Below are 22,820 nucleotides of genomic sequence, written 5' to 3' on the forward strand. Positions count from 1 at the left end.
CTATCCGAATCTGTTTCACGTTCTGGACCAGGAAAAACCACCCGGAGGCGTTGCATGACGTTGCCTGACGAGTTCCTGTGGGGTGTGTCCACCTCCGCCTTCCAGATCGAGGGTGCGTTCACCGAGGACGGCCGTGGACGTTCAGTGTGGGACGAGTTCTCGCCCGTTGTCGATGACGACACGGCCGAGATCGCGTGCGACCACTACCACCGGTACGCGGACGACATCACCCTGATGAAGGACCTCGGCGTCGGCGCCTACCGGTTCTCCATCGCCTGGCCACGCGTGCAACCGACCGGGAAGGGCCCCGCGAACAGCGCGGGCCTCGACTTCTACGACCGGTTGGTCGACGGTCTCGTCGAGGCCGGGATCGACCCGGTCGCGACCCTCTACCACTGGGACACGCCGCAGGTCCTCGAGGACGAGGGCGGCTGGCTGGGCCGGGACATCACCGGAAGGTTCGCCGAGTACGCGGCGCTCGTCGCCGATCGGCTCGCCGATCGGGTGAAACTCTGGATTCCGATCAACGAACCCGTCGTCGTCACGCTTTCGGGTTACGCGATCGGCGAACACGCGCCGGGGAAGTCGCTCCTGTTCGGCTCGCTGCCCGCCGCCCACCACCTGAACCTGGCGCACGGCCTGGCGGTCGAAGCGCTGCGGGCGAACGGCGCGAACGCGGTCGGCACGGCGAACAACCACTCGCCCGCGTGGCCCGCCACCGATTCCCCCGAGGACCGGTTCGCCGCCGGGTTCTACGACACCATCCACAACTGGCTGTTCGCCGACCCGCAGCTCACCGGCGCCTACCCCGAGGAGGCCGCGCCGTTCCTGCCGATCGTCGACGGCGACCTGGAGAAGATCGCCGCACCGCTCGACTTCTACGGCGTCAACTACTACAACCCGACCCGGCTCAAGGCGACCACCGAGGGCGAGCCGCTGCCGTTCGAGCGGATCGACATCGACGAGTACCCGAAGACCTCCTTCGGCTGGCCGGTCGTGCCGGAAGGCCTGACCGAGATGCTGACGACGCTCAAGGACCGCTACGGCGACCGCCTGCCCCCGGTGTACATCACCGAATCCGGGTGCAGCTATCCGGAGGACCTCGCCGACCAGGCCCGGATCGACTACCTCGACAGCCACCTCAGCGCGGCGCGCGCGGCGGGCGTCCGCGGGTACTTCGTGTGGTCGATCATGGACAACTTCGAGTGGGACTCGGGCTACTCCCAGCGCTTCGGCCTGGTGCACGTGGACTACAAGACGCAGGAACGGACCCCGCGCGACTCGTACCGCTGGTACCGCGATGTCATCGCAGGCGACAACTGAGGCGCTCGGCGAACCGGTCGTCCCGGTTCGCCGGAGCTGGATGACGTGGCTGTTCCTCGCGAACCTCGGGCTGTGGCTCGGCATCTACGCGCCCATCCAGGTGCTGCTCCCGCAGCAGGCCGAACTGTTCGACCAGGCCAACAAGGAACTGGTGTTCGGCCTGGTCACGGGAGCGGGCGCCATCGCGGCGCTGCTCGCGAACCCGGTCATCGGCCTGCTGTCGGACCGCACCACGTCGAGGTTCGGCCGCCGCCACCCGTGGACGCTCGCGGGTGCGCTGATCGGCGCGTCCGGACTCGTCGTGCTGGCCAACGCGCCGAGCATCACCGTGATGACGATCGGCTGGTGCCTCGTCCAGGCGGGCCTGAACGGGATGCTGGCCAGCCTCACCTCGGTGGTGCCGGACCAGGTCCCGGTTGGCCAGCGGGCAACGGTCGGCGGTCTGGTCGGGATCAGCCAGATGCTGGGCACGGTGCTCGGCGCGGTCGTCGTGACGCTGCTGGTGACCGGTCTGATGAATGGCTACCTGGCGTGCGCGGCGATCGTGGTGGTCGGCGCGCTGCTGTTCGTAGTGATCACGCCGGACGTCCGGCTGCCGAAGGTGTTGCGGCCGTCGTTCGTGCTGCGCGAGATGTGGATCTCGCCGAAGGCGCACCCCGACTTCACCTGGGCGTGGGGCTGCCACTTCATGATCAACCTCGGTAACGCGTTCGGCACGCTCTACCTGCTGTTCTTCCTCGCCGACGTGGTCCACTACCCGTCGCCCGAAGACGGGCTCCTCATCCTGATGGGTCTGTACGGCGCCGCGCTCGTCGTCGGCGCGGTCGTGTTCGGCTCCATGTCGGACCGCACCGGCAAGCGCAAGCCGTTCGTCTACCTCGCGGTCGCGGTCATGGCCGCCGCCGCCCTGCTGCTCGTCGTCTGGCAGACGTGGACCGCGGCCCTGATCGCCGCCCCGCTGCTGGGCGTCGGGTTCGGCGTCTACATGGCCGTGGCGCTCGCGCTGCTCACGCAGGTGCTGCCCGCCGCGGCGGACCGGGCGAAGGACCTGGGCGTGGTCAACATCGCGAACGCGCTGCCGCAGGTCGTCGCCCCGCTGCTGACCACGGTCGTGCTCGCCAACCTCGGCGGCTACCGCGGGCTGTTCGCCGTGTCGGCGCTCGCCACCCTCCTCGCCGGGTTCCTGGTGAGCCGAGTCAGGTCCGTTTCCTAGGTGCTGGAGGTAGTTCGTGCGGTTGGACGGCAAGACGGTGCTGATCACCGGGGCTTCCCAGGGGATCGGCGCGGCGACCGCTGAACTCGTCGCCACCAGGGGTGCGCTGGTGATACTTGTGGCCCGCAGCGCTCAAGGGCTCTCCGAACACGCCGAACGGATTGCCGCGACAGGTGGGCGTGCCGTCGTCCGCGCCGCTGATCTCGCGGACAGCGCCCAGATCGTCGCGCTGGCAGAACGCGTTCTCGGCGAGTTCGGGCCGCCGGACGTCCTGGTCAACAACGCGGGCGTCGGCCGGTGGCTGTTCCTGGACGAGACCGACCAGGACGAGCTCACCGGGATGGCCGCGGTGCCGTACCTGGCGGCGGCCCGGCTGACCCGCGAACTGCTGCCCGCCATGCGAGAACGCGGAACCGGCCGGATCGTGGTGGTGAACTCGCCGATCTCGCGGATGCCCATCCCCGGCGCGACCGGCTACACGTCGGCGCGGTTCGCGTTGCGCGGGTTGACCGCGGCCCTCCGGTTGGACCTGCGCGGCACCGGGATCGGGATCAGCGAAGTGATCCCGAGCAAGGTGAACAGCCAGTACTGGGTCAACAACCCCGGCGCCGAGGACCGGATGCCGAGCATCTCGAAGCTGATCCCCGACGTGACCTCGGAACAGGTCGCCGCCGCCATCGCCTCGGTGATCGAGAAGGACCGCGCGGAACTCGTGTTCCCCTGGCAGCTCAAGGCTTTTGAGGTCGGATCACGCTTGTTCCCCGGACTGACGCACTACCTCGCCTGGAAGACCGGCACCCATCGCTGAACAGTGAAATCGGCCCCGATGCACGCGCGGGAGGTGCGCACATCGGGGCCGAGGTGGAGTCCGCGGACCGGCATCGGTCGGGGAGGAAGGTGCACAACACCAGTCCGCGGAAGTCTTGTCATTCAGTTGGAGAAGCTGGCCGGCGATCCGTTCGTCGCGGTCGGGGGGTCGCACGTCCCGGATCGCCGGCCAGTAGGCGGTGGCCCAGCCGTGTCGTGTCGGGGGAACGACACGGCCGGGGCCGCCCGTTAGTGGGCTCTGACCACCGCGCGGCGAGACCTGGTGACAGGAGGGGTCACCGGGGCTGCGCGCAGGTGGCGAGCCGGGCGCGGGGCCAAACCGCCCGCGACCAGGTGTTCGTACGCGGCGCGCCACACCGAACAAGGAGACTTCTGCTGCCGCCACCGACTGGAGCACTCAGGGCAGTTGCCCTTCTCGTCCGGCTCGTGTGCGGCCAGCAGCGCTCGCCATCCCTCGGTCAGCCGGGGGAGTTCGGATCGAGCCACCGAGAGCAGGGACGGGGCGTCGGCTTGACTGGCCAGCTCTGTGAGCAGGTCCAGTCGCTCCCACACCGCGTTGCGGAGGACTTGTCCAAGGATCTCGTCCATCGAAACGTCACCGTCACCTTTCCGCCTGCTCGGCGGCTTCGCGTAGCGCAGCCCTGAGCTGTACGAGTTGGTCAGCCGAGAGCACCGCGGTCTCACCGGGAGGGCCGACCAGGACCACGCGGTCCTCGTCCACCACAACGGTGAGGCAGCGCTCACGGTCGACCACGTCGCTGCAACGAATCCGCCACCAACGACGTTGCCCAGTCGAACCGCGCCATCCGGAGCCAAGGTCGTTCGACTCCTGGACAGTCAGGGAAGACGAAGAGGACACCGTCGTGGGAACGGCAGGCTCTGCCGAGCCACCACGTGTGGTGGTCACCGCCCGCTCGATCAGATCCACTGGGTGTTCCTCTCCGTGCTCACTCGCTTACCGGAACTTAGATTGCGATGATTCATCCCGGATCGGGACGTCAAAACGCTGGCCGGTGGAAGTGCCACGATGAGCGGTCAGTGGAGTTCGGTAGAGCCGATCAGCTCCGCCGATCGGTACTTCTCGCAGTTGGGGGAGTGCCCCTACTCTGCCGTTGACGCCCAAAGGACTGTGAGGCGGCGAAATTGAACACCATGAGTTCGCAAGGTGCTCCGGTGAGTTCCGAGGTCTGGGACCAGCAGGAGATGCGGGACGCGCTTGCTCGGCGGGAGATCAGCTCGGTGTACCGGCTGCTCCGCCGCCACGGTGTGTCGCAGCGCCAGATCGCGGCGCTGACGGGCCAGTCGCAGTCCGAGGTCTCGGAGATCCTCAAGGGTCGTCAGGTCATGGCCTACGACGTCCTGACGCGGATCGCCATGGGCCTGGGCGTACCCAGGGGGTACATGGGCCTCGCTTACGACGAGGCAACGGCAGTACGGGTGGCCGCGACCGCGGACTCACCCAATTCTGAGGAGGACGAGTCGGTGAAGCGTCGGAAGTTCCTCGCGCACGCCGCCGCCGTGACAGTCGGCGCGGCCGTGCTCGGTACGGACTCCGGGTCGTGGGTTTCGAACCCCACACAGACTCCGGCCCCTGGACGTATCGGGATGACCGACGTCCGCCAGGTGGAAGCGGCCACGCGCGCCCTGCGAGCGCTGGACTACCAGTACGGCGGCGGCTCCTGTCGCGACGCAGTGGTGGCCCAGTTGTCGTGGGGCCAGCAGATGCTGGGCGCGAACGCGACGGACCTGGTGCGGGAGCGGCTCTTCGTGGCTCTCGCCGACCTGCACAACCTGGCCGGGTGGACGTCGTTCGACACCGGTCTCATGGACTCCGCCCGCAACCACTTCGGGCAGGCGCTCGACCTCGCGAAGCAGGGTCGCAACGAGGCGCTGGTGGCGAACATCCTCTACCGCATGGGTCGGGTGTACCTGCACCAGGACGCCCCGGACGACGCGCTCAAGGTGTTCCAGCTCGGCCAGTTGGCGGCGCAGAACTCCGGTTCCGAACTGGCCGTCGGCATCCTCTGCGCGAACGAGGCGTGGGCCTACGCGAAGATGGGTTCGGACGACCAGGCCATCAAGCTGCTCGGTCGCGCCCGTGACGAGTTCGCCAGGGCGAACGTCGGCGAAGCGCCCGCGTGGGCCAAGTTCTTCACCGAGATCGACCTGTCGTCGATGATCGGCACGGTGCACACGGAGCTGGCCCAGACGGTGGACGTGAAGTACACGCGGACCGCGATCCCCGCGCTGTCCAAGGCGGTCAACGGGTTCGGCGAGGACATGACCCGCAACCGGTCGTTCAACCTGACCTCGTTGTCGATCAACCACCTCATCGAGGGCGACGTCGACCACGGCGCGAAGGTCGGCCGCCAGGCCGTCGACCTGTCCGAGGGCTTGAAGTCCATCCGCACCAAGGACCGCATGAAGCCCTTGCTGCGCGAGGCCGACAAGCGCCGCAACAACCCCGATGCCCGTGAGCTGGCGGACCGCCTTGCCAAGTTCACCGGCAGCGATACCGCGGCGTGAGACCGGTCTCCCTCATGTCCTCGGCGGTCACCCTCGACGGTCGGTTCACCAGGGAGAAGCTGGCTGACGCGCTGCGGAGGCTGTGCGCCGAGCACGGTCTGGACCACCGCGGCGCGCGGCTCCTGAAGTTCACCAGCAATGCCGTTTTCGAGCTCCCCGCCGAGCGGGCGGTGGTGCGGATCGTCGGCTCGACGCGGCTGCGGCACCGCGCGGCCAAGGTCGTCCGGGTCGCCACCTGGCTGGCCGAGCACGACGTTCCCGCCGTCCGCCTGCTGACCGGTTTCCCGCTGCCGGTGGTCGTGGGCGACCACCTCGCGACCCTCTGGCACCACGTCCCCGGCACAGCTCAACCGGCCCGCGCCCTCGACGGCCGAGACCTCGCTCGGGTGCTGCGGAGGCTGCACGAGCTGCCCGCTCCGCCGTTCGAACTGCCCGAATGGGCACCGCTCGACGACGTTCGGCGTCGACTCGCCGATGCGGAAGAACTGTCCGGTTCGGACCGCTCCTTCCTGGAGGAACGCTGCGCTTCGCTCGACGAACGGCTCGCCGGGCTGCGGCCCGCCCTGCCGACGGGCGTCCTGCACGGCGACGCGCACCTCGGCAACCTGATCGCGAGCCCGTCCGGCCCGGTGCTGTGCGACTTCGACTCGACGGCGACCGGCCCGCGCGAGTGGGACCTGAGTTCGCTGCCCGTCGGTGTGGCGAGGTTCGGCCACTCGCCAAGGTGGCAGCGGCAGCTCGTCCGCGGCTACCGCTTCGACGTGACCAGGTGGGACGGGTTCCCCGTGCTCCGCGACCTGCGTGAGCTGAAACTCACCACGAGTGCGCTGCCGATCTTGCGCAGCCACCCCGGCGTGCGGGTTGAGCTGCGGCGACGCCTCACCGCGCTGCGCCGCGGCGATACCACGTCCAGGTGGTCGCCCTACCGCTGAGAACCTGTCTGTTGGGCCACGAACCGGTAACGCCCGCCCGTCGGTTTCCGACGTTGGCAGGGAAGGGCGCATTTTTGCGGCGCCCCGGAGTACCCGGTGCGGTTCTGATGGCGAGGTAGGTAGCCACCGATGCGTGAGATCGTGACTCGGATGGGGATGAGGCGGTGGCGTGCGCGTCGTGCGCTGAGGTCCGCCCGTTTGCTCGACGAGGTCGTCGACACGCAGTTGCCGCTGCTCGCCGCGTTCAGCGAGGAGCGCCGCCGCCGTTCGGCCGACTACCTGGCCGAACTGGTGAAGCTCGCCCAGGACTACCGGTACTTCGCGGACGGCTGGATCGACGCCAAGGAGCTCGACCGGCGTGGGCAGTTGGCGATCGAGCAGCTCAGCAGGCTGCGTGAGGACCCGACCGCGCGACTGATCAACGACTGACCCCGGAATCGCAGCTCAGCGCGCCAGGGTTACCGCTTGGCGAGTGTGATCATCCAGTTGGCCCCTGTTCACCTGCTGTTTCTCGGATGACCCTCGAGTCCCGCCTGGTCAGGCGACCGGGGCGCTCGCGAGGACCACGGCAAGGCCGAACGCGACGCCCATGGTGGTCAGTTCGACGGCCGCCCAGGCGAGGACGGCGGTCGGCTGGTGCTTGGCGATGTGCGGCAGGAGCCGCCACCGGATGTTGGCCCCGAGCAGCGCCAACGCCCCCGCGCACACGGCCTTGCCGATCAGCAGCAGGCCGTACGACGTGGTGAACAGCGATCCCGGCAGCGAGACGACCGGGTTGAGGCCGAGTTCCAGCAGGCCGTTGAACAGGCCCGTCGCGGTCACCAGCGCCAGGCTGAGCGTGGCGAGCTTGGAGAACTTCGGCAGCGCCTCGGCCAGCAGGCCCTTGCGGTGGGCGACCAGCGCGATCAGGGCGCCGAGACCACCGGTCCACGCCGCGGCGCCGAGGACGTGCAGTTCCATCGAGATCATCGAGTAGTCGTGGAACTGCCAGTTCGACGCGTGCCCGGTGACCGGGAGCGGCAGCAGGCCGAACATGGCGATCAGGATGCGCAGCTCGGCGGGCACGCTCTCGCCCCTGCGGGCGGCCAGCGAGCCGACCCACACGTAGGCCATCGCGCACACCGCGCTGAACAGCAGGCCCTGACCAGCGGCGACGCGCTGCACGTAGTCGACGACGCTGCTGATCGTGAGCGGCTGGCCCGGACGGACCTGGTAGGCCCGGATGACGATGGACAGCAGAGCGGTGAGCACCCAGACCGCAGCGGCGACCACCGCGGCGGGCCGGGCGATACGCAGCACCGGTTCGGTGACCGTCGGCCTGCTGAAGCCGAGCAGCTTCGGCAGCAGGCTCAGCCCGACGACGACGGTCGCGGACAGGTCGAGCAGCACCCGCACGAGCGGGTGGAGGAACTGGACCACCGGTCCCGCCTCGGCGATCCCGACCACGGTCGTCGTGGTCGAGAGCGCCAGGCCGAGCAGCACGCCCGCCACCCCGCCCGCGACGAGGCCGCCGAGCACGGAGTACCTGGTGGGAGAGGTGGTCCAGTCCGTCCTCACTGGTGCTGGTCCTCCTTGACGCCGCCGCGCAGCGCGAGGAACACACCGCCGCCGAGCAGCACCACGGCTCCCACGATCCACACCCAGATCGGCACGCCACCACCGGTTTCGGTGGTGCTGCCCTCCGCGGGCGTGGTCGCCGGGTTGGCCGCCACCTCGTCGGCCGGGGCGGGCGTTCCCGTTCCCGCCTTGGTGAGGGTGAACTTCAGCGAGTCCGCCACGGGGTGGCCGTCGGCCGAGAGGATCCGGTAGCTGACGGTGTACTCGCCCGCCGGGCCGAGCGGTCGCAGCGCCAGGGACACGACGTTGTCCTTGACGGTCGGTTCGCCGACACCCTCCCAGTGGCCGCCGTCCGGGCTGGTCACCGAGATCGCGTTGAGGCCGGGGCCGCCGTTGACCGGCTGGTCGAACGTCAGCGAGACGGTCGAGGGTCCGGCCTCGACCGACGAGCCCGCCAGCGGGTCGCTGCCGACCAGCACGTTGTGCGCCAGCGCCGGGCCCGCGAAGCCGAGCATCATCCCGCCCGCGACGAGACCTGCCAGGAGCAAGGAGAACCCGCGCCTCATGCCGCGGGCTTCCCGCTGCCACGACGGGAGCGCAGGACGGCGCCCGCGCCGAAGCCGAGTCCGAGCGCGCCGACCACGAGGCCCGCGCCGCCCAGGTAGCGGGCGGTGGTGTCCGTGCCCGCGGCGGCGGTCGTGGTCTCGGAGTGCTCGTCGCTGCCCGCGGCGGTGGCGGAGGCGTTGTGCGCGTCCGCGCCACCGGCCTTGGCGACCAGGTTCAGCACGGGGGCGGGCTTCGCGGGCTCGGCGGCGCCCTCGGCGGCGGGGGGAGCGTCCCACGCGACGACCTCGCCGCTGCTGTAGGTCTGCGTGGTCGGCAGCAGCAGGCGGTCGGTGTCCTCCGGCAGCGGGCCGACGGACAGGTCGAACTCGTTGAACTGGCCGGGCTCGATCTGCACGCCCGCGTCCGCGGTCCAGGTCACGGTGCTGGGGGCCTCGGTGACCTCCTTGCCGTGGCTGGTGATCGGCTTGGGCAGCTTGGCCTTGACGACCTCGACCTTCCAGCCGGGCACGGGCTTGCTGCTGACCGAGGCCAGCGGGTACTCGGGGGGCAGGGTGAGCTGGAGCTTCACCGTGCCCGCGTCGGGGCGCTCGTTCGGGACCCGGATGGTCACCTTGGTGTAGCCGCCCTTGGTGGCGGGGCTGGGGGTGGAGGCCGTCACGTGGGCGGACGCGAGCCCCGCGGTGCTGAGGGCGATCACGCCCGCGGCGGAGAGGACGGCCGCGCCGCGGGCCAGCGTGCGCACGCCAAATCGATTTGTCGACATGTTGAGGTAGCTCCTGGGATAGACCGGAGTGTCTAGGGGACTCGGTTGACCAGGACTACGGGCGGCCCGCGGCGGCCGTTCACGATTCGCAGGAGCAGTTCGATGAGCTGAGGACCACCGGCGGCGCGGATCGCGGTGGACCGGGGACCGGGGACCGGGCCGGGAGCCCACGTCCTCGGCAGCAGCCGGGACACCGCGTCGACCAGCGAGACCAGCGCGGAGTCGGCCTTGGCCAGCAGCAGGCCGGTGGCCAGCGCCGCCAGGACGTGCGCGGTCGTCATCTGCACCGGGTCGAACCCGAGGCCCGCGGCGGGCGCCCGGTGGTGGTGCACGAGGTCGAGCAGTTCGTGCTGGGCGAACTGGGCCACCCCGAGTGCCGCGAGGATCGTCAGCGGGCCCCGGTGGCGATCGGCCAGCGCGGTCGCCGCACCGGCGACGAGCAGCACCAGCGGCAGCACGGGCGCGAACCCGGACAGGCTCCCACCCGCCGCGCCGTGGGCGGCGACGCTCAGTGCCGCGGACGTGACAGCCAGCAGCAGACCGCGAACGACGCGGGTACTGGCGGGCTTGGGGGTCACTCCATGAGAGTAGGAGAACGACCCGGACGGGCGTAAGTCGCCATGTTTGAGCATTCGGAGCAGCGGGTACCGGCTATCCGGATGCAGTCTCGCAACAGGATCAGGACAGGGCTCAGGAGGCCACGTGTGACCACGCCGCTCGAACGACCCCTTCCCGGCGAGCCGTCTGCCGAACGCGCAGATCGGCCTGCTCGCACCGACAAGGTGGTGTTCGGTGTTGCCGCCGCCATCACCCTCTGCTTCGTCGCCTGGGGCGTCCTCGCCACGGATTCCCTGGCTTCGGCGTCCAAAACCTCATTGACGTGGATCATCGGAAATCTCGGCTGGGCGTTCGTGCTGTCCGCGTCCGGCTTCGTGGTGTTCGCGCTGTGGCTGGCGTTCAGCCGCTACGGCCGGATCCCGCTCGGCCAGGACGACGAGCAGCCGGAGTTCAGGACCATCTCGTGGGTCGCGATGATGTTCAGCGCGGGCATGGGCATCGGGCTGATGTTCTACGGCGTGAACGAGCCGCTGACGCACTTCGTGAAACCGCCGCCGGGCACCGTCGAGGGCGGATCCGACCAGGCGGTGCAGACCGCGATGGCGACCACGATGTTCCACTGGACGCTGCACCCGTGGGCGATCTACGCCGTCGTCGGGCTGGCCATCGCGTACGGCAGCTTCCGCCGCGGTCGCAGCCAGTTGATCAGCGCGGCGTTCGCGCCGCTGCTGGGGACGAAGCGGACGAACGGCCCGGCGGGTCGGGCGATCGACGTGCTGGCGATCTTCGCCACGCTGTTCGGGTCGGCCGCGTCGCTCGGGCTCGGCGCGTTGCAGATCGGCAGCGGCCTGGAGGTCGCGGGCTGGGCCGGTGAGGTCGGCAACGGGATCCTGGTCGGCATCATCGCCGTCCTGACGGCCGCGTTCGTCGCGTCGGCCGTGTCCGGGGTGTCGAAGGGCATCCAGTGGCTGTCCAACATCAACATGGTGCTGGCCGTGGTGCTCGCCGCGTTCATCTTCGTGGTCGGCCCGACGGTGTTCATCCTCAACCTCGTGCCGACGGCGCTCGGCGACTACATCCGCGAGATGGCCGACATGGCGGGCCGCACGGCCGCGTCCGGCGGTGACGCGACGGAGGCCTGGCTGTCCGGTTGGACGATCTTCTACTGGGCCTGGTGGATCTCGTGGACGCCGTTCGTCGGCATGTTCATCGCCCGGATCAGCCGCGGCCGCACCATCCGCCAGTTCGTGGCGGGCGTGATCCTGGTGCCCAGCGGCGTCAGCGTGGTGTGGTTCGCGATCCTCGGCGGCACGGCGATCTTCACCCAGCGGTCCGGCGTGGACCTCGCGGGCCAGGCCACACCCGAGGGGCAGTTGTTCGCGCTGCTGGACAACTTCCCGCTCGCGGCCGTCGCCGGTGTCGTCGTGATGCTGCTCGTGGCGATCTTCTTCGTCTCGGGCGCGGACGCCGCGTCGATCGTGATGGGCACGCTGTCCCAGAGGGGTTCGATCACGCCCAACAAGCGCGTGGTCGTGTTCTGGGGTGTGCTGACCGGCGCGGTGGCGGCGGTGATGCTGCTGGTCGGCGGCTCGAACGCGCTGACCGGGTTGCAGAACCTGACGATCATCGCCGCGCTGCCGTTCCTGGTGATCATGATCGGGCTGTGCGTGTCGCTGGCGAAGGACCTGCGCAGCGACCCGCTGATCAGGCGGGAGGAGCGGGTCGCGGAGGCGATGGAGAAGGCGACCGCCGAACTCGGTCCGGAAGAAGCCGCGCTCCGAGCCGTCGAACAGGTGACGGCGAAGCGCTGACCTGACGAGGTGCCGCCCCGGACGCCGGGGCGGCACCGCTCAGGAGACGCCCAGTCGGCGCAGCAGCTCGTTCTCCAGGACGTCCAGGTCCGCGCCCACCGCGCGGTGCGCCGCCTTGCGCCGGGGCGTCGGCATGCGCTCGGCCGCCCGGACGGCCGCCGCCAGCTTCACCAGCCGCGACTCGGTCTCGGTGACGTAGTCCGCGTCCTTCGCCCGCAGCTCGTCCAGCGCCTGCGCGAAGCCCGCGATGCGCGCGTGCAGGCGCGCGCCCTTGCCGGTGTACTTGGTCAGGTCCTCGACGCCCACCCCGAGCCTGCGGGCGCGGTAGTGGTCGTACCGGTCGCTGACCAGGCCCGCCGCCTTCGCGGCGAACGGCGCGAGCACCGGGATGAGGACGGGACCGACGACCTTGGCCACGCCAAGCAGGTTCTTCGCCTTGGCGGGCGTGAGCCGGGGACCGAGTGCTTTGCGTGCCATGGTGGCGCCACCTCCTACCCGGAACAGTAGAGCCGAGACCCGCCCGCCGCACAAAAGATCCACAGGAGTGCGCAGGTTGCGCGCACGTCCTGGCGGGGCGCGGCATACCCTTCACCGGTGACTTCCCAGGTGCAGCTAGACGCCGGCGTGGTCACTCGTTGTCGGCGGCGGGTGCACCTGGAGAACGATCCGGCGATGCGCGACGTCGCCAGGTCCCCGGTGGACCCGGCGGGTGAGCAGCGCAAGGCCGACGCGGTCGAACACCGTCGCCAGGTGGCGTCGACGCTGGCCAAGGTGTTCGGGTCCGAACTCATGGAGATCCCGCACGGGCCGGAGATCAGCACGGCCGACCGGGAACGGGTGACGCTCGCGGCGATGCGCATGGGCACCCCGTACATCTGGGGCGCCGCGCTGCCGCGCGACCCCACCGGTGGCCGCCGCGGCGGCATCGACCTGCTGGTCAAGGACACCACCGGCTACGTGCCGGTGCTGGTCGTCCGGCACAAGACCAGCGACCCCGGCCAGGGCGCCCGCACGTCACCGCTGTCGCACCCGCAGCCGAACGGCGCCCGCGTCGACCCGGTGCGCAAGGTCCGGCCGCAGCCGCGCGACCAGCTCAGGCTGGCGCACGCGCAGCGCCAGCTCCAGGCCGCCGGGTTCGCCAAGCACGGCCGCGCGATGGGCGGCGTGATCGGCATGGACGCGGACGCCGTGGTGTGGCACGACCTGGAGGCGCCGACCTGGCCCGGCGGGCGGACGGCGCTGTCCGAGTACGACGCGCGGTTCTCCGACCGGCTCGCCGTGGCGGGCGCGGCCAACCGCGGTGACGAGCCGTTGGCGAAGCCGTCGCGGATCGTCGAGTGCAAGTCGTGCCCGTGGTGGCCCGTCTGCGACGACGAGCTGAAGGCGACCCGCGACGTGAGCCTGGTCGCCCGCGGCGAGGACGCCGTGGCGCTGCGCAAGGCCGGGGTGTCGACGGTGGACCAGCTCGCCGAGCAGCAGGTCGGCGGCACGCCCCTGCTCCAGCTCGTGGGGATGCCGTTCGACGACGCGGTGGTGCTGGCGCGGGCGTGGCTGCGGGACCTCACGGTCGTGCGCCGGTCGGAGACCTTCGCGGTCCCGAGGGCGGACGTCGAGGTGGACGTCGACATGGAGAGCTTCGGCGACCTGGGCGCGTACATGTGGGGCTGCTGGCTGTCCGGCGAGAACGTCGACGAGGAGCCCGGCTACCGCGCGTTCGCCACGTGGGACCCGGTGCCCAGCGACGACGAGGCGCGCTCGTTCGCGGAGTTCTGGACCTGGCTCACGGCGGTCCGGCTGCGGGCCCGTGCGCGCGGGCTGAGCTTCCGCGCGTACTGCTACAACGAGTTGGCGGAGAACCGCTGGCTGCTGGGGTCGGCGGAGCGGTTCAAGGGGATGCCGGGCATCCCGCCGATCGCGCAGGTCCGCGAGTTCATCAAGTCGGACGCCTGGGTGGACCTGTTCGGCATCGTGCGCGAGGAGTTCCTGTGCGCGCACGGCAAGGGCCTCAAGACGATCGCCCCGGTCGCGGGCTTCACCTGGCGCGACCCGGAGGCGGGCGGCGAGAACTCGATGCGCTGGTACCGCGACGCCGTGGGCATGGACGGCCTGCCGCCCAACGACGCGCAGCGGCAGCGGCTGGTCGAGTACAACGAGGACGACGTCCGCGCCACGCACGCGCTGCGCAACTGGATGTCGTCCGAGGACATCAAGCGGCTGCCGTTCGCGGGCGACCTGTGAGGCCGCCCGCGGCCGGTGGCTAGCGGGGCGCCATGCGGAGGGCGCCGTCCATGCGGATGACCTCGCCGTTCAGGTAGTCGTGCTCCACGATCGTCAGCGCGAGCTGCGCGTACTCCGCGGGCAGGGCCAGGCGCTTGGGGAACGGGACGCCGGAGGCGAGGCCTGCGCGGAACTCGTCGGAGACGGTCGCGAGCATCGGGGTGTCCACGATGCCGGGCGCGATGGTCATGACGCGGATGCCGACGGACGACAGGTCGCGGGCGGCGGGCAGGGTCATGCCGACCACGGCCGCCTTGGACGACGCGTAGGCGACCTGGCCGATCTGGCCGTCGTAGGCGGCGATGGACGCGGTGTTGATGACGATCCCGCGCTGCCCCTCGTCCAGCGGCTCGGTCTTGCCGATGGCCGCCGCGGCCAGCCGGAGCACGTTGAACGTGCCGACGAGGTTGATCTCGACGACCTTGCGGTACAGGTCGAGGTCGTGGGGGCCGGTCTTGCCGACGGTCCTGCTCGACGGGCCGATGCCCGCGCAGTTGACGACGATCCTCAGCGGGAAGCCGGAGCCCGCGGCGGTGTCCACCGCGGCCTGGACCTCCTCGGGGGAGGTCACGTCGGCGGGCAGGTACGTCACGCCCTCGACGGGTTCGGCCTTCTCGATGCCCGACGGCAGGTCGAGCGCGAACACCCGCGCGCCCTTCGCCGCCAGAGCGCGCGCGGTCGCCCCACCGAGGCCCGACGCACCACCTGTCACGATCGCCGCGGTACCCGTGATCTGCATGCGGCCCAGGTTAACGCTCGTTCAGCGCCAGCCCTTGCCCCGGTGGTCGGAGAAGTGCAGCAGTGCGACCAAGGGCACAGCGGCCAGTGCCGCGAGTCCGACGAACAGGCCGAGGATGACCAGCAATTCCATGTGGTGAACAGTGCTCCCCTGGGTGCTCCCTCCGCGTCGTCCGGCAGAGGGGTTGTCTGCGTGCACTCAGGGGATACCCGGTGTCACGCTCCGCTACACCTCGGTGAGCGACATTTTTGCGGCCCATTCGTTAGCGGGGGTAACCAGAATCGTCGGCACCGCGTAAGTTGGCCCCGTGTTCACCACCCGGCCGGAACTCGTCGGCACCCACGGCATGGTCGCGTCCACCCACTGGCTCGCGTCGTCGGCAGGAATGGCCGTGCTGGAGGCGGGCGGCAACGCGTTCGACGCCGCCGTCGCGGCGGGCTTCGTGCTCCAGGTCGTCGAGCCGCACCTGAACGGGCCCGGCGGCGAGGTGCCGATCGTCTTCTCGTCGGTCAACGAGACCGCGCCCCGCGTGCTGTGCGGCCAGGGGGTCGCCCCGGCGGGCGCGACCATCGACCACTACACCGGCCTCGGCCTGGACCTGGTGCCCGGCAGCGGGCTGCTCGCGGCCACCGTGCCCGGCTCGTGGGACGGCTGGCTGACGCTGCTCCGCGACTACGGCACCAAGTCGCTGCGGGAGGTCCTCGACTACGCGATCGGCTACGCCCGCGACGGGTTCCCGGTGCTGGAGCGGGTGTCGTTCACCATCTCCAGGGTCTCCGACCTGTTCCGGGACCACTGGCCGACGTCGGCCGCGCAGTGGATGCCCGGCGGGCAGGTTCCCGAGCCGGGCTCGCGGTTCCGCAACCCGAAGCTCGCCGAGACGTGGGAGTGGCTGCTGGCCGCCGGTGAGGCCGCGGGCGGCGACCGGGAGGCGCAGATCGAAGCTGCTCGCCGCGCTTGGTCGCAGGGTTTCGTGGCCGCGCAGATCGACGACTTCTGCCGCACGGCGTTCCGCGACGACTCCGGCCGCGACCACGCGGGTGTGCTGACCGGCGCGGACATGGCCGGGTGGGAGGCGACCTACGAGGACGCCGTCACCGCCGACTTCGGCGACTGGACGGTCGCCAAGTGCGGCGCCTGGTCGCAGGGACCCGTTCTGCTGCAACAGCTCCGGCTGCTGGAGGGCTTCTCCGACCGGCTGTCCTACGTGGACGGCGCGCCCACCGCCGAGACGGTCCACCTCGCCGTCGAGTGCGCGAAGCTCGCGTTCGCCGACCGCGAGGCCTGGTACGGCGACTCCGGTGACGTGCCGCTGGACGTGCTGCTGTCCCGCGAGTACGCGGACGTGTGCCGCAAGCTGGTGGACGAGAACGCCTCGCTGGACCTGCGCCCCGGTTCGCCGAACGACCTGAAGCCCCGGCTGGCCGCGCACATCCGGCGCGGCCCGAGCGCGGTGACCGACCTCGGCGGCGCCATCGGTGAGCCGACGGTCGAACGCTCGGGCACCACCAAGGGCGACACCGTGCACGTCGACGTCGTGGACCGCTGGGGCAACCTGGTCTCCGCGACCCCGTCCGGCGGCTGGCTCCAGTCGTCGCCGGTGATCCCGTCGCTCGGGTTCTGCCTCGGCAGCCGCGCGCAGATGTTCTGGCTGGACGAGGGCCTGCCGAACTCACTCGCCCCCGGCAAGCGCCCCCGCACCACGCTGAGCCCGACGCTCGCGCTGCGCGAGGGCCTGCCCGCGCTGGCGTTCGGCACGCCCGGCGGCGACCAGCAGGACCAGTGGCAGCTCGGGTTCTGGCTCGCGCACACCACCGGCGGCCTGAACCTCCAGGAGTCGATCGACTCCCCGGCGTGGCACAGCAACGCGTTCCCCAGTTCCTTCTTCCCCCGCGCGTGGACGCCGGGTGAACTGGTCGTGGAGTCCCGGATCGGGGCGGCGGCCGTGGCCGAGCTCGCCGACCGCGGCCACACCGTGGTCGACGCGGGCGAGTGGGCGCTGGGCCGGATGTCCGCCGTGTCACGGGATTCGCGCGACGGGCTGCTCCGCGCCGCCGCCAACCCGCGCGGCGGCCAGGGCTACGCCGTCGGCCGCTAGCCGGGAGAAGTGGAACGGCCCCAGCCCGAGGGGGGAGGGGACCGGGGCCGTTCCGGCTCTGGGGGGCTCTCGGTGATCTTCCCGAGTTCCTCTGGGCGCGAAGGTGCCGCATCCGGGCGTTCAGAGCAAGGCGCGTAGTCCACCTGGGTTACCGGATTCACCCGCGAGGGGGGCTGTCCGCGTCGTACAGCTCCTCCGCTACCGCCGTTGACGTACGTCCCGCTGCCGCCTCAGCGCCGACGCCGATCCCCGGTCCGCTCCCGTACGGTCGAAGCGTGTTCCTCCTGCCCTACGCCTGGTTCGCGGCGACCTTCGGGTTGTTGTTCCTGGGCAAGCGGTACCCGGTGGCGACGATCGCGCTCACCGGGGCCTCGACGTGGCTGTACTACGTGACGGGCCACTGGGGGCCGCTCGTGGCGGCGCCCGCGCTGGCGGTGTTCGGCCTCGGGCGGCGGCGCGCGGTGGAGCGGCGGCGGTACCGGTCGGAGCAGGAGCGGCTGCGGATCGCGCGCGAGGTGCACGACGTGGTGGCGCACAGCCTGGCGATGATCAACGTGCAGGCCGGGGTGGCGGCGCACGTGGCCGACCGCAAGCCCGAGGAGGCCGTGAAGGCGCTGCTGGCGATCAAGGAGGCCAGCCGGGCGGCCTTGGTCGACCTGCGGGCGACGCTCGGCGTGCTGCGGAGCGGTGAGGGCACGGCTCCCGCGCCGAGCCTCGCGCGGCTCGACGAACTGCTCGCGCCGGTGGGCAAACCGGTCGACGTGCGTGGTGAACCGGGCGATCTGCCCGCGCCGGTGGACGTGGCCGCGTACCGGATCGTGCAGGAGTCGGTGACGAACGCCCTCCGGTACGCGCCGGACGCCACCAGGATCACCGTCGAGTTCGAGCGGACCGGTGGTCGGCTCGAGATCGTCGTCCGGGACGACGGGCGGACCTCGATGCCGAGCATCGGGGCGGGCACCGGGTTGGCCGGGATGCGGGAACGGGCGGAAGCGCTCGGCGGGACGGTCGTGGCCGGAGGAGTGGAGGGCGGCGGGTTCGAGGTGCGGGCCGTGCTGCCGGTCGGAGGGGGAGAAGCGTGATCAGGGTCGTGGTGGCCGATGACCAGGCGCTGGTCCGGGCGGGATTCCGGCTGCTGCTGGACACCGAGGACGGGTTCGAGGTCGTCGGGGAGGCCGGTGACGGGGCCGAGGCCGTGGTGCAGGCGAAGGTCCACCGGCCGGACGTCGTGCTGATGGACATCCGGATGCCCGGAACGGACGGTCTGGAGGCGACCAGGCTGATCTCGGGGGACCCGGAGCTGGGGGACACGAAGGTGCTGGTCCTGACGACGTTCGACGTGGACGAGTACGTCTTCGACGCCCTGCGGGGTGGGGCCAGTGGGTTCCTGCTGAAGGACGTCGAGCCGGTGGAGCTGCTGCACGCCCTGCGGGTGGTCGCTGCGGGTGATGCCCTACTTGCACCGAGCGTGACCAGGAAACTCATCGCGGAGTACGCGTCCCGGCCGGAGAATCGTCGCCTTCACCCGTCCGCGCTGCGAGAGCTCACTGATCGTGAGCGAGAGGTTCTGGCGCTGGTCGCGGGCGGGCTGTCGAACGACGAGATAGCGGAACACCTGGTCATCAGCCCTGCGACGGCCAGGACGCACGTCAGCCGCATCATGACGAAGATATCCGCTCGGGACCGCGCGCAACTCGTCGTACTCGCTTATGAATCGGGACTCGTAACCCCTAGAAGATTATGAGTAATTCATGAGTTCCGTTACCGCCTGTATTGGTCGTATTGGTCACGCTGCCATTGTTTACGCAGCGCGACCATTTGTGCACTAGGCGATAGCGCCGGGCGGCAGGTTCAGCTTGAACGGCAACGTCGTGACGACAGCCAGATCCGAGGCCGTGCTCTTCATCAACGTGGGCGCGTTGCGAGCGCCCGGCTCCGGCAGGTGGAGCAGGCGGTCGACGGCCTCGACCAGTTGGCCCTCGTAGATCCAGACGGCCTGCGCGGGTCGTGTGCTGTCACGAACCGCAGGTAGACGGCCTGCGCGAGCCTCGGTCTCGGACCAGAAGAGGATCGAGTCGATGAACCCTCTGCGCTGCTTGAACGCCATGATCCGGTCGAGTTCGCCTTCGCCGTCCCGCAGGTGCAGGAACTGGAAACCACTTTCGCGCAACTCGATGACCTTGCTCAGTGCGAGATCCATGACGCACCTACCTCTGTGAGGTCCCGGGTCGGGCGTAGACCGATCCCAATATCAACTGGAATGGATCGTACGGCAAGCCGGGGAATCCGACATAGACCTGTGGGTTGTATCTATGTCTCAATCGGGGAAGCGGGGAGAATCTTGTCCTGTTGTTGTCTTGTCTTCTTGGGCGCGGCTCTGAGCACTCTGAAGGTTCGTGCCAGAAAAGCGACACTTGCCAAAGTGACCACGGTCACATGCAACCACATCACGGCCTCCGTCGAGTGATCGGGGGTCCGGATGGGCGCGACCCACCCGTATAGACGTGGAGCACTTGTGTGAGGTTGCAGATCCATCTGACCGACCGAGGCGGCCCTGGATACCCTGATCGTGTGACCGCCAACCGGCTCGACGCGCCGACACCACCCGGAGGTGGTCCCGGCCTGCCGCCGTTGGCCGAGTCGTGGCTCCCGCGCGAGCACCCGCTGCACCGGCCGAGGCACGGGGCCCGCCAGACGACGGCCCGCGTCGCCGCGCTCGTGTTCTTCTGCGTCCCGCTGTTGTTGCTGGTCGTGGGCGTGCGAGCCCCCGAGTTCGAGAACCGGAAGCTCGCGGACTTCCCGTCCATCACCGACGGCTTCGGGCTCTTCACCGGCCTGGACCAGTGGGCGACCGACCACCTGCCGCTGCGCGACAAGGCGGTCCTGGCCGAGGACTCGATCAGCCGCGGCCTGTTCGGCGAGCCGCCGCCGCTGGGGCAGAAGCCCGCCGTGGTCGGCCCCGTGCAAGCACCCGTCCAGACGCCGAGCGCGTCCGACGAGGACCGCGACAAGCTGCGCGCCAGCGGGTTCCCCAAGGTCATCGAAGGCACGAGCGGCTGGCTCTACCTGGGCTACGACGTCCTCGGCGCGTGCCTGCCCGAGCGCTCGGTCGACGACGTGATCGGCGGGATGAAGAAGCTTCGGGAAGCCGTCGAGTCGTCCGGGCGGAAGTTCGTCCTGGTCGTCGCGCCGGACAAGACCACGATGGTCCCCGAGCACCTGCCCGCCGAGTACATCGGCAAGGCCTGCTCGACCGAGGCGCGCGAGAACTTCTGGAAGCGGGCCGTGTCCGACGCGGGCGTGCTCGACGTCCGGCCCGCGCTGGGCGTCGCCGCGGACCGCCGCGGCGCCCCCGTCTACTCGGACATCGACACGCACTGGACCCACGAGGGCGGCCTGGCGATGACGCGCCTCATCGCCGAAGCGGCGCAGCCGGGCGTGACCGCGACGTGGAAGGCGACGCCCGCGACCGTCGTCCAGCGCGAAGGCGACCTGCCGACGCTGCTGGGCAAGACCGTCGAGTTCTCGTTGCAGACCTACGACCTGGCGGCGGACGGCCAGACCGTGCAGAGCAAGGCGGTCGACAAGGCGTTCCGCGATCCGCTCAAGCTGCCCAGCGCGTCAGGCAAGGGCGTCGTGCGGACCAAGGTCGGCATGATCGCCGACTCGTTCACGCTGCCCGCCGTCCCGTACCTCAGCGGCGGGTTCGCCGACCTGACCGTGGTGCACAGCGACACGGCGGGCACGGACGTCGACAAGGTCGTGAGCACGCTGGTGAACAGCGACGTCGTCGTGTTCGAAGCCGTCGAGCGCAGCCTCACGGCGGGCATCAACCCGATGGTGTCCGACCAGGTCATCGCGAAGGTGAAGACCGAACTGGCCAAGCGCCGCCGCTAGGACTGGCGCTTCTCCCGCGCCTTCTTCGCCACCGCGCCCGCCAGCCGCACCGGCGCGCTCACCTTCCACGACGTGGAGGCGCGCAGCTCGGACAGCGCGAAGTGCGCGTTGGTCGACACCTGCTCGGTATGCGCCAACTGGGCCCGCACCGCCGCCAACTCGCCCTCCAGCGCGTCGATCCGGCGCTGGAGCACCTCTTCGCGCTCCAACCGGCGGTCCAGCGACCGCACCGACCCCGGCGGCAGCAGCAGCGGCTTCTCGTCCAGCGCCACGTGCACCATCGACCGCATCACCAGCCACTCGTCGGTGGCCACCGCGTGCGAGGACGACTTCTCCGACCACTTGTTGTAGATCGAGGTCATCTCTTCGGTGTCGTGGACGCCGCAGAACGACGCCGCGCGCACCAGGAACTCCCAGTCCTCGCACACCGTCAGCGACTCGTCGAACCGGAAACCCATCTCCACCAGCACGCGCGGGAACGCGAAGCAGTGGAACGGCGTCTCGTTCTGCCGGATGTGCTTGACCATGTCGAACCGCGTGGCGTACGTGGGCGTCAGCGGACCGGTCGCGGTGTGCGTGGCGAGCAGGCCGTTCGGCGCCCACTCGCGGTGCTGCTCGGCGGCCCACCAGCGGACCAGCGTCCCCGGTGAGGTCCGCGCGCCCGACTTGATGTTCTCCACCCAGTTCGCGGTCACCAGGTCGTCGTCGTCCAGGAACACGACGTACTCGCCGCGCGCCGCCGCCAAGCCCGCGTTCGCGGGCCTGCCGCGGGTGCCGCCGTCGCACGGCACGACCGTCACGCGGTGGGCGAGGTTGCCCTCGAACTGGTCGACGACGCCCCGCACCTCCGTCTCCATCGAGGAGTCGTGCACGACCATCACGACCTCGAAGTCGAGGTCGGTCTGCGCACCGAGGCAGCACAGGACGTCGACGAGCGTGTCCGGGCGCTTGCCCTGGGTCCGCATCACCACGGTGAGGAACGGCTGCTCCTCCTCGACGGCGACCGCGACCCGAGCCGCGCCGCGGTGGTAGCGGCGGACGAACTGGTTGACCTTGCCGTGCTCGTCCGCGCCGGACCGCACCTGGTCCACGAGCGCGCCGAGCGTCGACTTCGGCTCGAACAGCGGGTGGCCCGCGCGGCTCTGGTCCGACCGGTTCAGCACGAAGTCCTCGCGCGCGGCCTCGTACCAGCCGGTCGACACCATCAGCTCGGTCAGCGTGCGCTCGGTGAAGAAGCGCACGTGCGTCCGGTCCAGCAGGCCCGACTCGGTCATGTCCCAGCGGCCTGCCAGCAACTGCCGCGCCAGGTCCACGTGGCCGACGTTCGGGACGCTGACCACCAGCTCCACGTCCGACTGCTCGGCGGCGAGGCTCGCGAGCACCTCCAGCACCGACTTCGGGTCGGGCACGTGCTCCAGCACGTCCAGGCACAGCACGGCGGCGACCCGGCGGCCGTTCACCACCTTGTCCAGCGCTTCCCGCAGGTCAGGGCGGGTCAGGTCGAGCACGTGCGCCTCGACGCCGCGCTCGGTCAGCGCGGCCACCGACTCCTCGTCCAGGTCGAGGCCGACGTAGGTCGCGCCCAGCGCACCCAGTGGGCCCGCCACCGCACCCGCGCCGCACCCGACGTCCAGCACCACGCGGCCCTCGGGCGCGCTCGTGGACAGCAGTCGCACGGCGGAGCCGTACGGGCCCGCTTCGTTGAAGTCGAATTCGTAGTTGCCCACGGGT

At 70.3% G+C, this 22,820-nt stretch carries 22 protein-coding genes; 12 read left to right on the forward strand and 10 right to left on the reverse strand.

All coding sequences use genetic code 11. The annotated features are described in order from the left end of the window. Window positions 1-54 precede the first annotated feature (54 nt). The 3 genes from NZH93_RS35060 to NZH93_RS35070 are packed head-to-tail and all read left to right on the forward strand — an operon-like array spanning window position 55 to window position 3,344. Window positions 55-1,323, forward strand: a complete 1,269-nt coding sequence (locus NZH93_RS35060; protein WP_259627583.1) for a GH1 family beta-glucosidase — start codon at window positions 55-57, stop codon at window positions 1,321-1,323. After that, window positions 1,301-2,536, forward strand: coding sequence for an MFS transporter (locus NZH93_RS35065; protein ID WP_259627584.1), 1,236 nt, complete (start codon window positions 1,301-1,303; stop codon window positions 2,534-2,536). Before NZH93_RS35060 ends, NZH93_RS35065 begins: the two co-directional genes overlap by 23 nt. A gap of 16 nt (window positions 2,537-2,552) precedes the next feature. Beyond that, window positions 2,553-3,344 carry an SDR family NAD(P)-dependent oxidoreductase gene (locus NZH93_RS35070; protein ID WP_259627585.1) on the forward strand — a complete coding sequence of 264 codons (792 nt, stop codon included), beginning with the start codon at window positions 2,553-2,555 and terminating at the stop codon, window positions 3,342-3,344. A 248-nt stretch (window positions 3,345-3,592) separates the two neighbouring features. On the opposite strand, the gene NZH93_RS35075 is transcribed toward NZH93_RS35070, so the two are convergent. Both NZH93_RS35075 and NZH93_RS35080 read right to left on the reverse strand, forming a co-directional pair. Continuing rightward, window positions 3,593-3,952 (reverse strand): hypothetical protein, encoded by a 360-nt coding sequence (locus NZH93_RS35075; RefSeq protein ID WP_106185032.1) that lies wholly within the window; start codon window positions 3,950-3,952, stop codon window positions 3,593-3,595. A 13-nt stretch (window positions 3,953-3,965) separates the two neighbouring features. Beyond that, entirely contained in the window at window positions 3,966-4,292 is a 327-nt protein-coding gene (locus tag NZH93_RS35080) for a hypothetical protein (protein WP_259627586.1), read from the reverse strand. A 224-nt stretch (window positions 4,293-4,516) separates the two neighbouring features. Here NZH93_RS35080 and NZH93_RS35085 point away from each other — a divergent pair, with 224 nt between their 5' ends. From NZH93_RS35085 to NZH93_RS35095, 3 genes are all read left to right on the forward strand, one after another. Further along, the gene (locus NZH93_RS35085; protein WP_308214275.1) at window positions 4,517-5,890 is read left to right on the forward strand and encodes an NsdA family TPR-like regulatory protein; all 1,374 of its coding nucleotides are present in this window, start codon (window positions 4,517-4,519) and stop codon (window positions 5,888-5,890) included. Between the two features lie 14 nt (window positions 5,891-5,904). Continuing rightward, window positions 5,905-6,822, forward strand: a complete 918-nt coding sequence (locus NZH93_RS35090; protein ID WP_259627710.1) for a phosphotransferase enzyme family protein — start codon at window positions 5,905-5,907, stop codon at window positions 6,820-6,822. Between the two features lie 129 nt (window positions 6,823-6,951). Then, complete coding sequence (locus NZH93_RS35095) at window positions 6,952-7,251, forward strand: hypothetical protein (RefSeq protein WP_259627587.1); 300 nt, start codon at window positions 6,952-6,954, stop codon at window positions 7,249-7,251. Window positions 7,252-7,359: 108 nt separating this feature from the next. On the opposite strand, the gene NZH93_RS35100 is transcribed toward NZH93_RS35095, so the two are convergent. Genes NZH93_RS35100 through NZH93_RS35115 form a run of 4 tightly spaced genes read right to left on the reverse strand, consistent with a single transcriptional unit; the run spans window position 7,360 to window position 10,287 of the window. Further along, a complete protein-coding gene (locus tag NZH93_RS35100; RefSeq protein ID WP_259627588.1) occupies window positions 7,360-8,379 on the reverse strand; it encodes a CopD family protein in 1,020 nt (339 codons plus the stop codon). Next, the gene (locus NZH93_RS35105; protein ID WP_259627589.1) at window positions 8,376-8,945 is read right to left on the reverse strand and encodes a copper resistance CopC family protein; all 570 of its coding nucleotides are present in this window, start codon (window positions 8,943-8,945) and stop codon (window positions 8,376-8,378) included. Before NZH93_RS35105 ends, NZH93_RS35100 begins: the two co-directional genes overlap by 4 nt. Beyond that, a complete protein-coding gene (locus NZH93_RS35110) occupies window positions 8,942-9,688 on the reverse strand; it encodes a YcnI family copper-binding membrane protein (RefSeq protein WP_308214276.1) in 747 nt (248 codons plus the stop codon). The genes NZH93_RS35105 and NZH93_RS35110 overlap by 4 nt, the downstream gene beginning before the upstream one ends. Window positions 9,689-9,741: 53 nt before the next feature. Next, window positions 9,742-10,287 carry a hypothetical protein gene (locus NZH93_RS35115; protein ID WP_259627591.1) on the reverse strand — a complete coding sequence of 182 codons (546 nt, stop codon included), beginning with the start codon at window positions 10,285-10,287 and terminating at the stop codon, window positions 9,742-9,744. A gap of 81 nt (window positions 10,288-10,368) precedes the next feature. On the opposite strand from NZH93_RS35115, the gene NZH93_RS35120 reads away from it, so the two are divergent. Then, the gene (locus NZH93_RS35120; protein ID WP_276024661.1) at window positions 10,369-12,078 is read left to right on the forward strand and encodes a BCCT family transporter; all 1,710 of its coding nucleotides are present in this window, start codon (window positions 10,369-10,371) and stop codon (window positions 12,076-12,078) included. A gap of 39 nt (window positions 12,079-12,117) precedes the next feature. On the opposite strand, the gene NZH93_RS35125 is transcribed toward NZH93_RS35120, so the two are convergent. Next, window positions 12,118-12,555: a DUF6474 family protein gene (locus NZH93_RS35125; protein ID WP_259627593.1), complete on the reverse strand. Its 438-nt coding sequence runs from the start codon at window positions 12,553-12,555 to the stop codon at window positions 12,118-12,120. Between the two features lie 117 nt (window positions 12,556-12,672). Between NZH93_RS35125 and NZH93_RS35130 the strand changes: the two genes are divergently transcribed. Further along, entirely contained in the window at window positions 12,673-14,316 is a 1,644-nt protein-coding gene (locus tag NZH93_RS35130; protein WP_259627594.1) for a TM0106 family RecB-like putative nuclease, read from the forward strand. A gap of 19 nt (window positions 14,317-14,335) precedes the next feature. Here NZH93_RS35130 and NZH93_RS35135 read toward each other — a convergent pair whose 3' ends face one another. Beyond that, the gene (locus tag NZH93_RS35135; RefSeq protein ID WP_259627595.1) at window positions 14,336-15,094 is read right to left on the reverse strand and encodes an SDR family NAD(P)-dependent oxidoreductase; all 759 of its coding nucleotides are present in this window, start codon (window positions 15,092-15,094) and stop codon (window positions 14,336-14,338) included. A gap of 307 nt (window positions 15,095-15,401) precedes the next feature. On the opposite strand from NZH93_RS35135, the gene NZH93_RS35140 reads away from it, so the two are divergent. The 3 genes from NZH93_RS35140 (at window position 15,402) to NZH93_RS35150 (ending at window position 18,936) form a co-directional block, all read left to right on the forward strand. Beyond that, window positions 15,402-17,192, forward strand: coding sequence for a gamma-glutamyltransferase family protein (locus NZH93_RS35140; RefSeq protein ID WP_259627596.1), 1,791 nt, complete (start codon window positions 15,402-15,404; stop codon window positions 17,190-17,192). 275 nt (window positions 17,193-17,467) lie between these two features. Then, complete coding sequence (locus NZH93_RS35145) at window positions 17,468-18,274, forward strand: sensor histidine kinase (RefSeq protein ID WP_308214277.1); 807 nt, start codon at window positions 17,468-17,470, stop codon at window positions 18,272-18,274. After that, complete coding sequence (locus NZH93_RS35150) at window positions 18,271-18,936, forward strand: response regulator (RefSeq protein ID WP_259627597.1); 666 nt, start codon at window positions 18,271-18,273, stop codon at window positions 18,934-18,936. The genes NZH93_RS35145 and NZH93_RS35150 overlap by 4 nt, the downstream gene beginning before the upstream one ends. Before the next feature lie 81 nt (window positions 18,937-19,017). Here NZH93_RS35150 and NZH93_RS35155 read toward each other — a convergent pair whose 3' ends face one another. After that, window positions 19,018-19,392, reverse strand: a complete 375-nt coding sequence (locus NZH93_RS35155) for a hypothetical protein (RefSeq protein ID WP_259627598.1) — start codon at window positions 19,390-19,392, stop codon at window positions 19,018-19,020. A 371-nt stretch (window positions 19,393-19,763) separates the two neighbouring features. Between NZH93_RS35155 and NZH93_RS35160 the strand changes: the two genes are divergently transcribed. Beyond that, a complete protein-coding gene (locus NZH93_RS35160; RefSeq protein ID WP_259627599.1) occupies window positions 19,764-21,089 on the forward strand; it encodes an alginate O-acetyltransferase AlgX-related protein in 1,326 nt (441 codons plus the stop codon). Here the strand turns inward: NZH93_RS35160 and NZH93_RS35165 are convergent. Then, window positions 21,086-22,816: a methyltransferase domain-containing protein gene (locus tag NZH93_RS35165; RefSeq protein ID WP_259627600.1), complete on the reverse strand. Its 1,731-nt coding sequence runs from the start codon at window positions 22,814-22,816 to the stop codon at window positions 21,086-21,088. The genes NZH93_RS35160 and NZH93_RS35165 overlap by 4 nt on opposite strands. Window positions 22,817-22,820 lie beyond the last annotated feature (4 nt).

The sequence above is a fragment of the Umezawaea endophytica genome (assembly GCF_025061645.1).
GTDB lineage: Bacteria > Actinomycetota > Actinomycetes > Mycobacteriales > Pseudonocardiaceae > Umezawaea > Umezawaea endophytica.

Coding starts and splice junctions, on each gene's coding strand:
- NZH93_RS35060 (WP_259627583.1), top strand. CDS start 55: ATGACGTTGCCTGACGAGTTCCTGTGGGGTGTGTCCACCTCCGCCTTC.
- NZH93_RS35065 (WP_259627584.1), top strand. CDS start 1,301: ATGTCATCGCAGGCGACAACTGAGGCGCTCGGCGAACCGGTCGTCCCG.
- NZH93_RS35075 (WP_106185032.1), bottom strand. CDS start 3,952: ATGGACGAGATCCTTGGACAAGTCCTCCGCAACGCGGTGTGGGAGCGA.
- NZH93_RS35085 (WP_308214275.1), top strand. CDS start 4,517: ATGAGTTCGCAAGGTGCTCCGGTGAGTTCCGAGGTCTGGGACCAGCAG.
- NZH93_RS35090 (WP_259627710.1), top strand. CDS start 5,905: ATGTCCTCGGCGGTCACCCTCGACGGTCGGTTCACCAGGGAGAAGCTG.
- NZH93_RS35095 (WP_259627587.1), top strand. CDS start 6,952: ATGCGTGAGATCGTGACTCGGATGGGGATGAGGCGGTGGCGTGCGCGT.
- NZH93_RS35105 (WP_259627589.1), bottom strand. CDS start 8,945: ATGAGGCGCGGGTTCTCCTTGCTCCTGGCAGGTCTCGTCGCGGGCGGG.
- NZH93_RS35120 (WP_276024661.1), top strand. CDS start 10,369: ATGCAGTCTCGCAACAGGATCAGGACAGGGCTCAGGAGGCCACGTGTG.
- NZH93_RS35125 (WP_259627593.1), bottom strand. CDS start 12,555: ATGGCACGCAAAGCACTCGGTCCCCGGCTCACGCCCGCCAAGGCGAAG.
- NZH93_RS35135 (WP_259627595.1), bottom strand. CDS start 15,094: ATGCAGATCACGGGTACCGCGGCGATCGTGACAGGTGGTGCGTCGGGC.
- NZH93_RS35155 (WP_259627598.1), bottom strand. CDS start 19,392: ATGGATCTCGCACTGAGCAAGGTCATCGAGTTGCGCGAAAGTGGTTTC.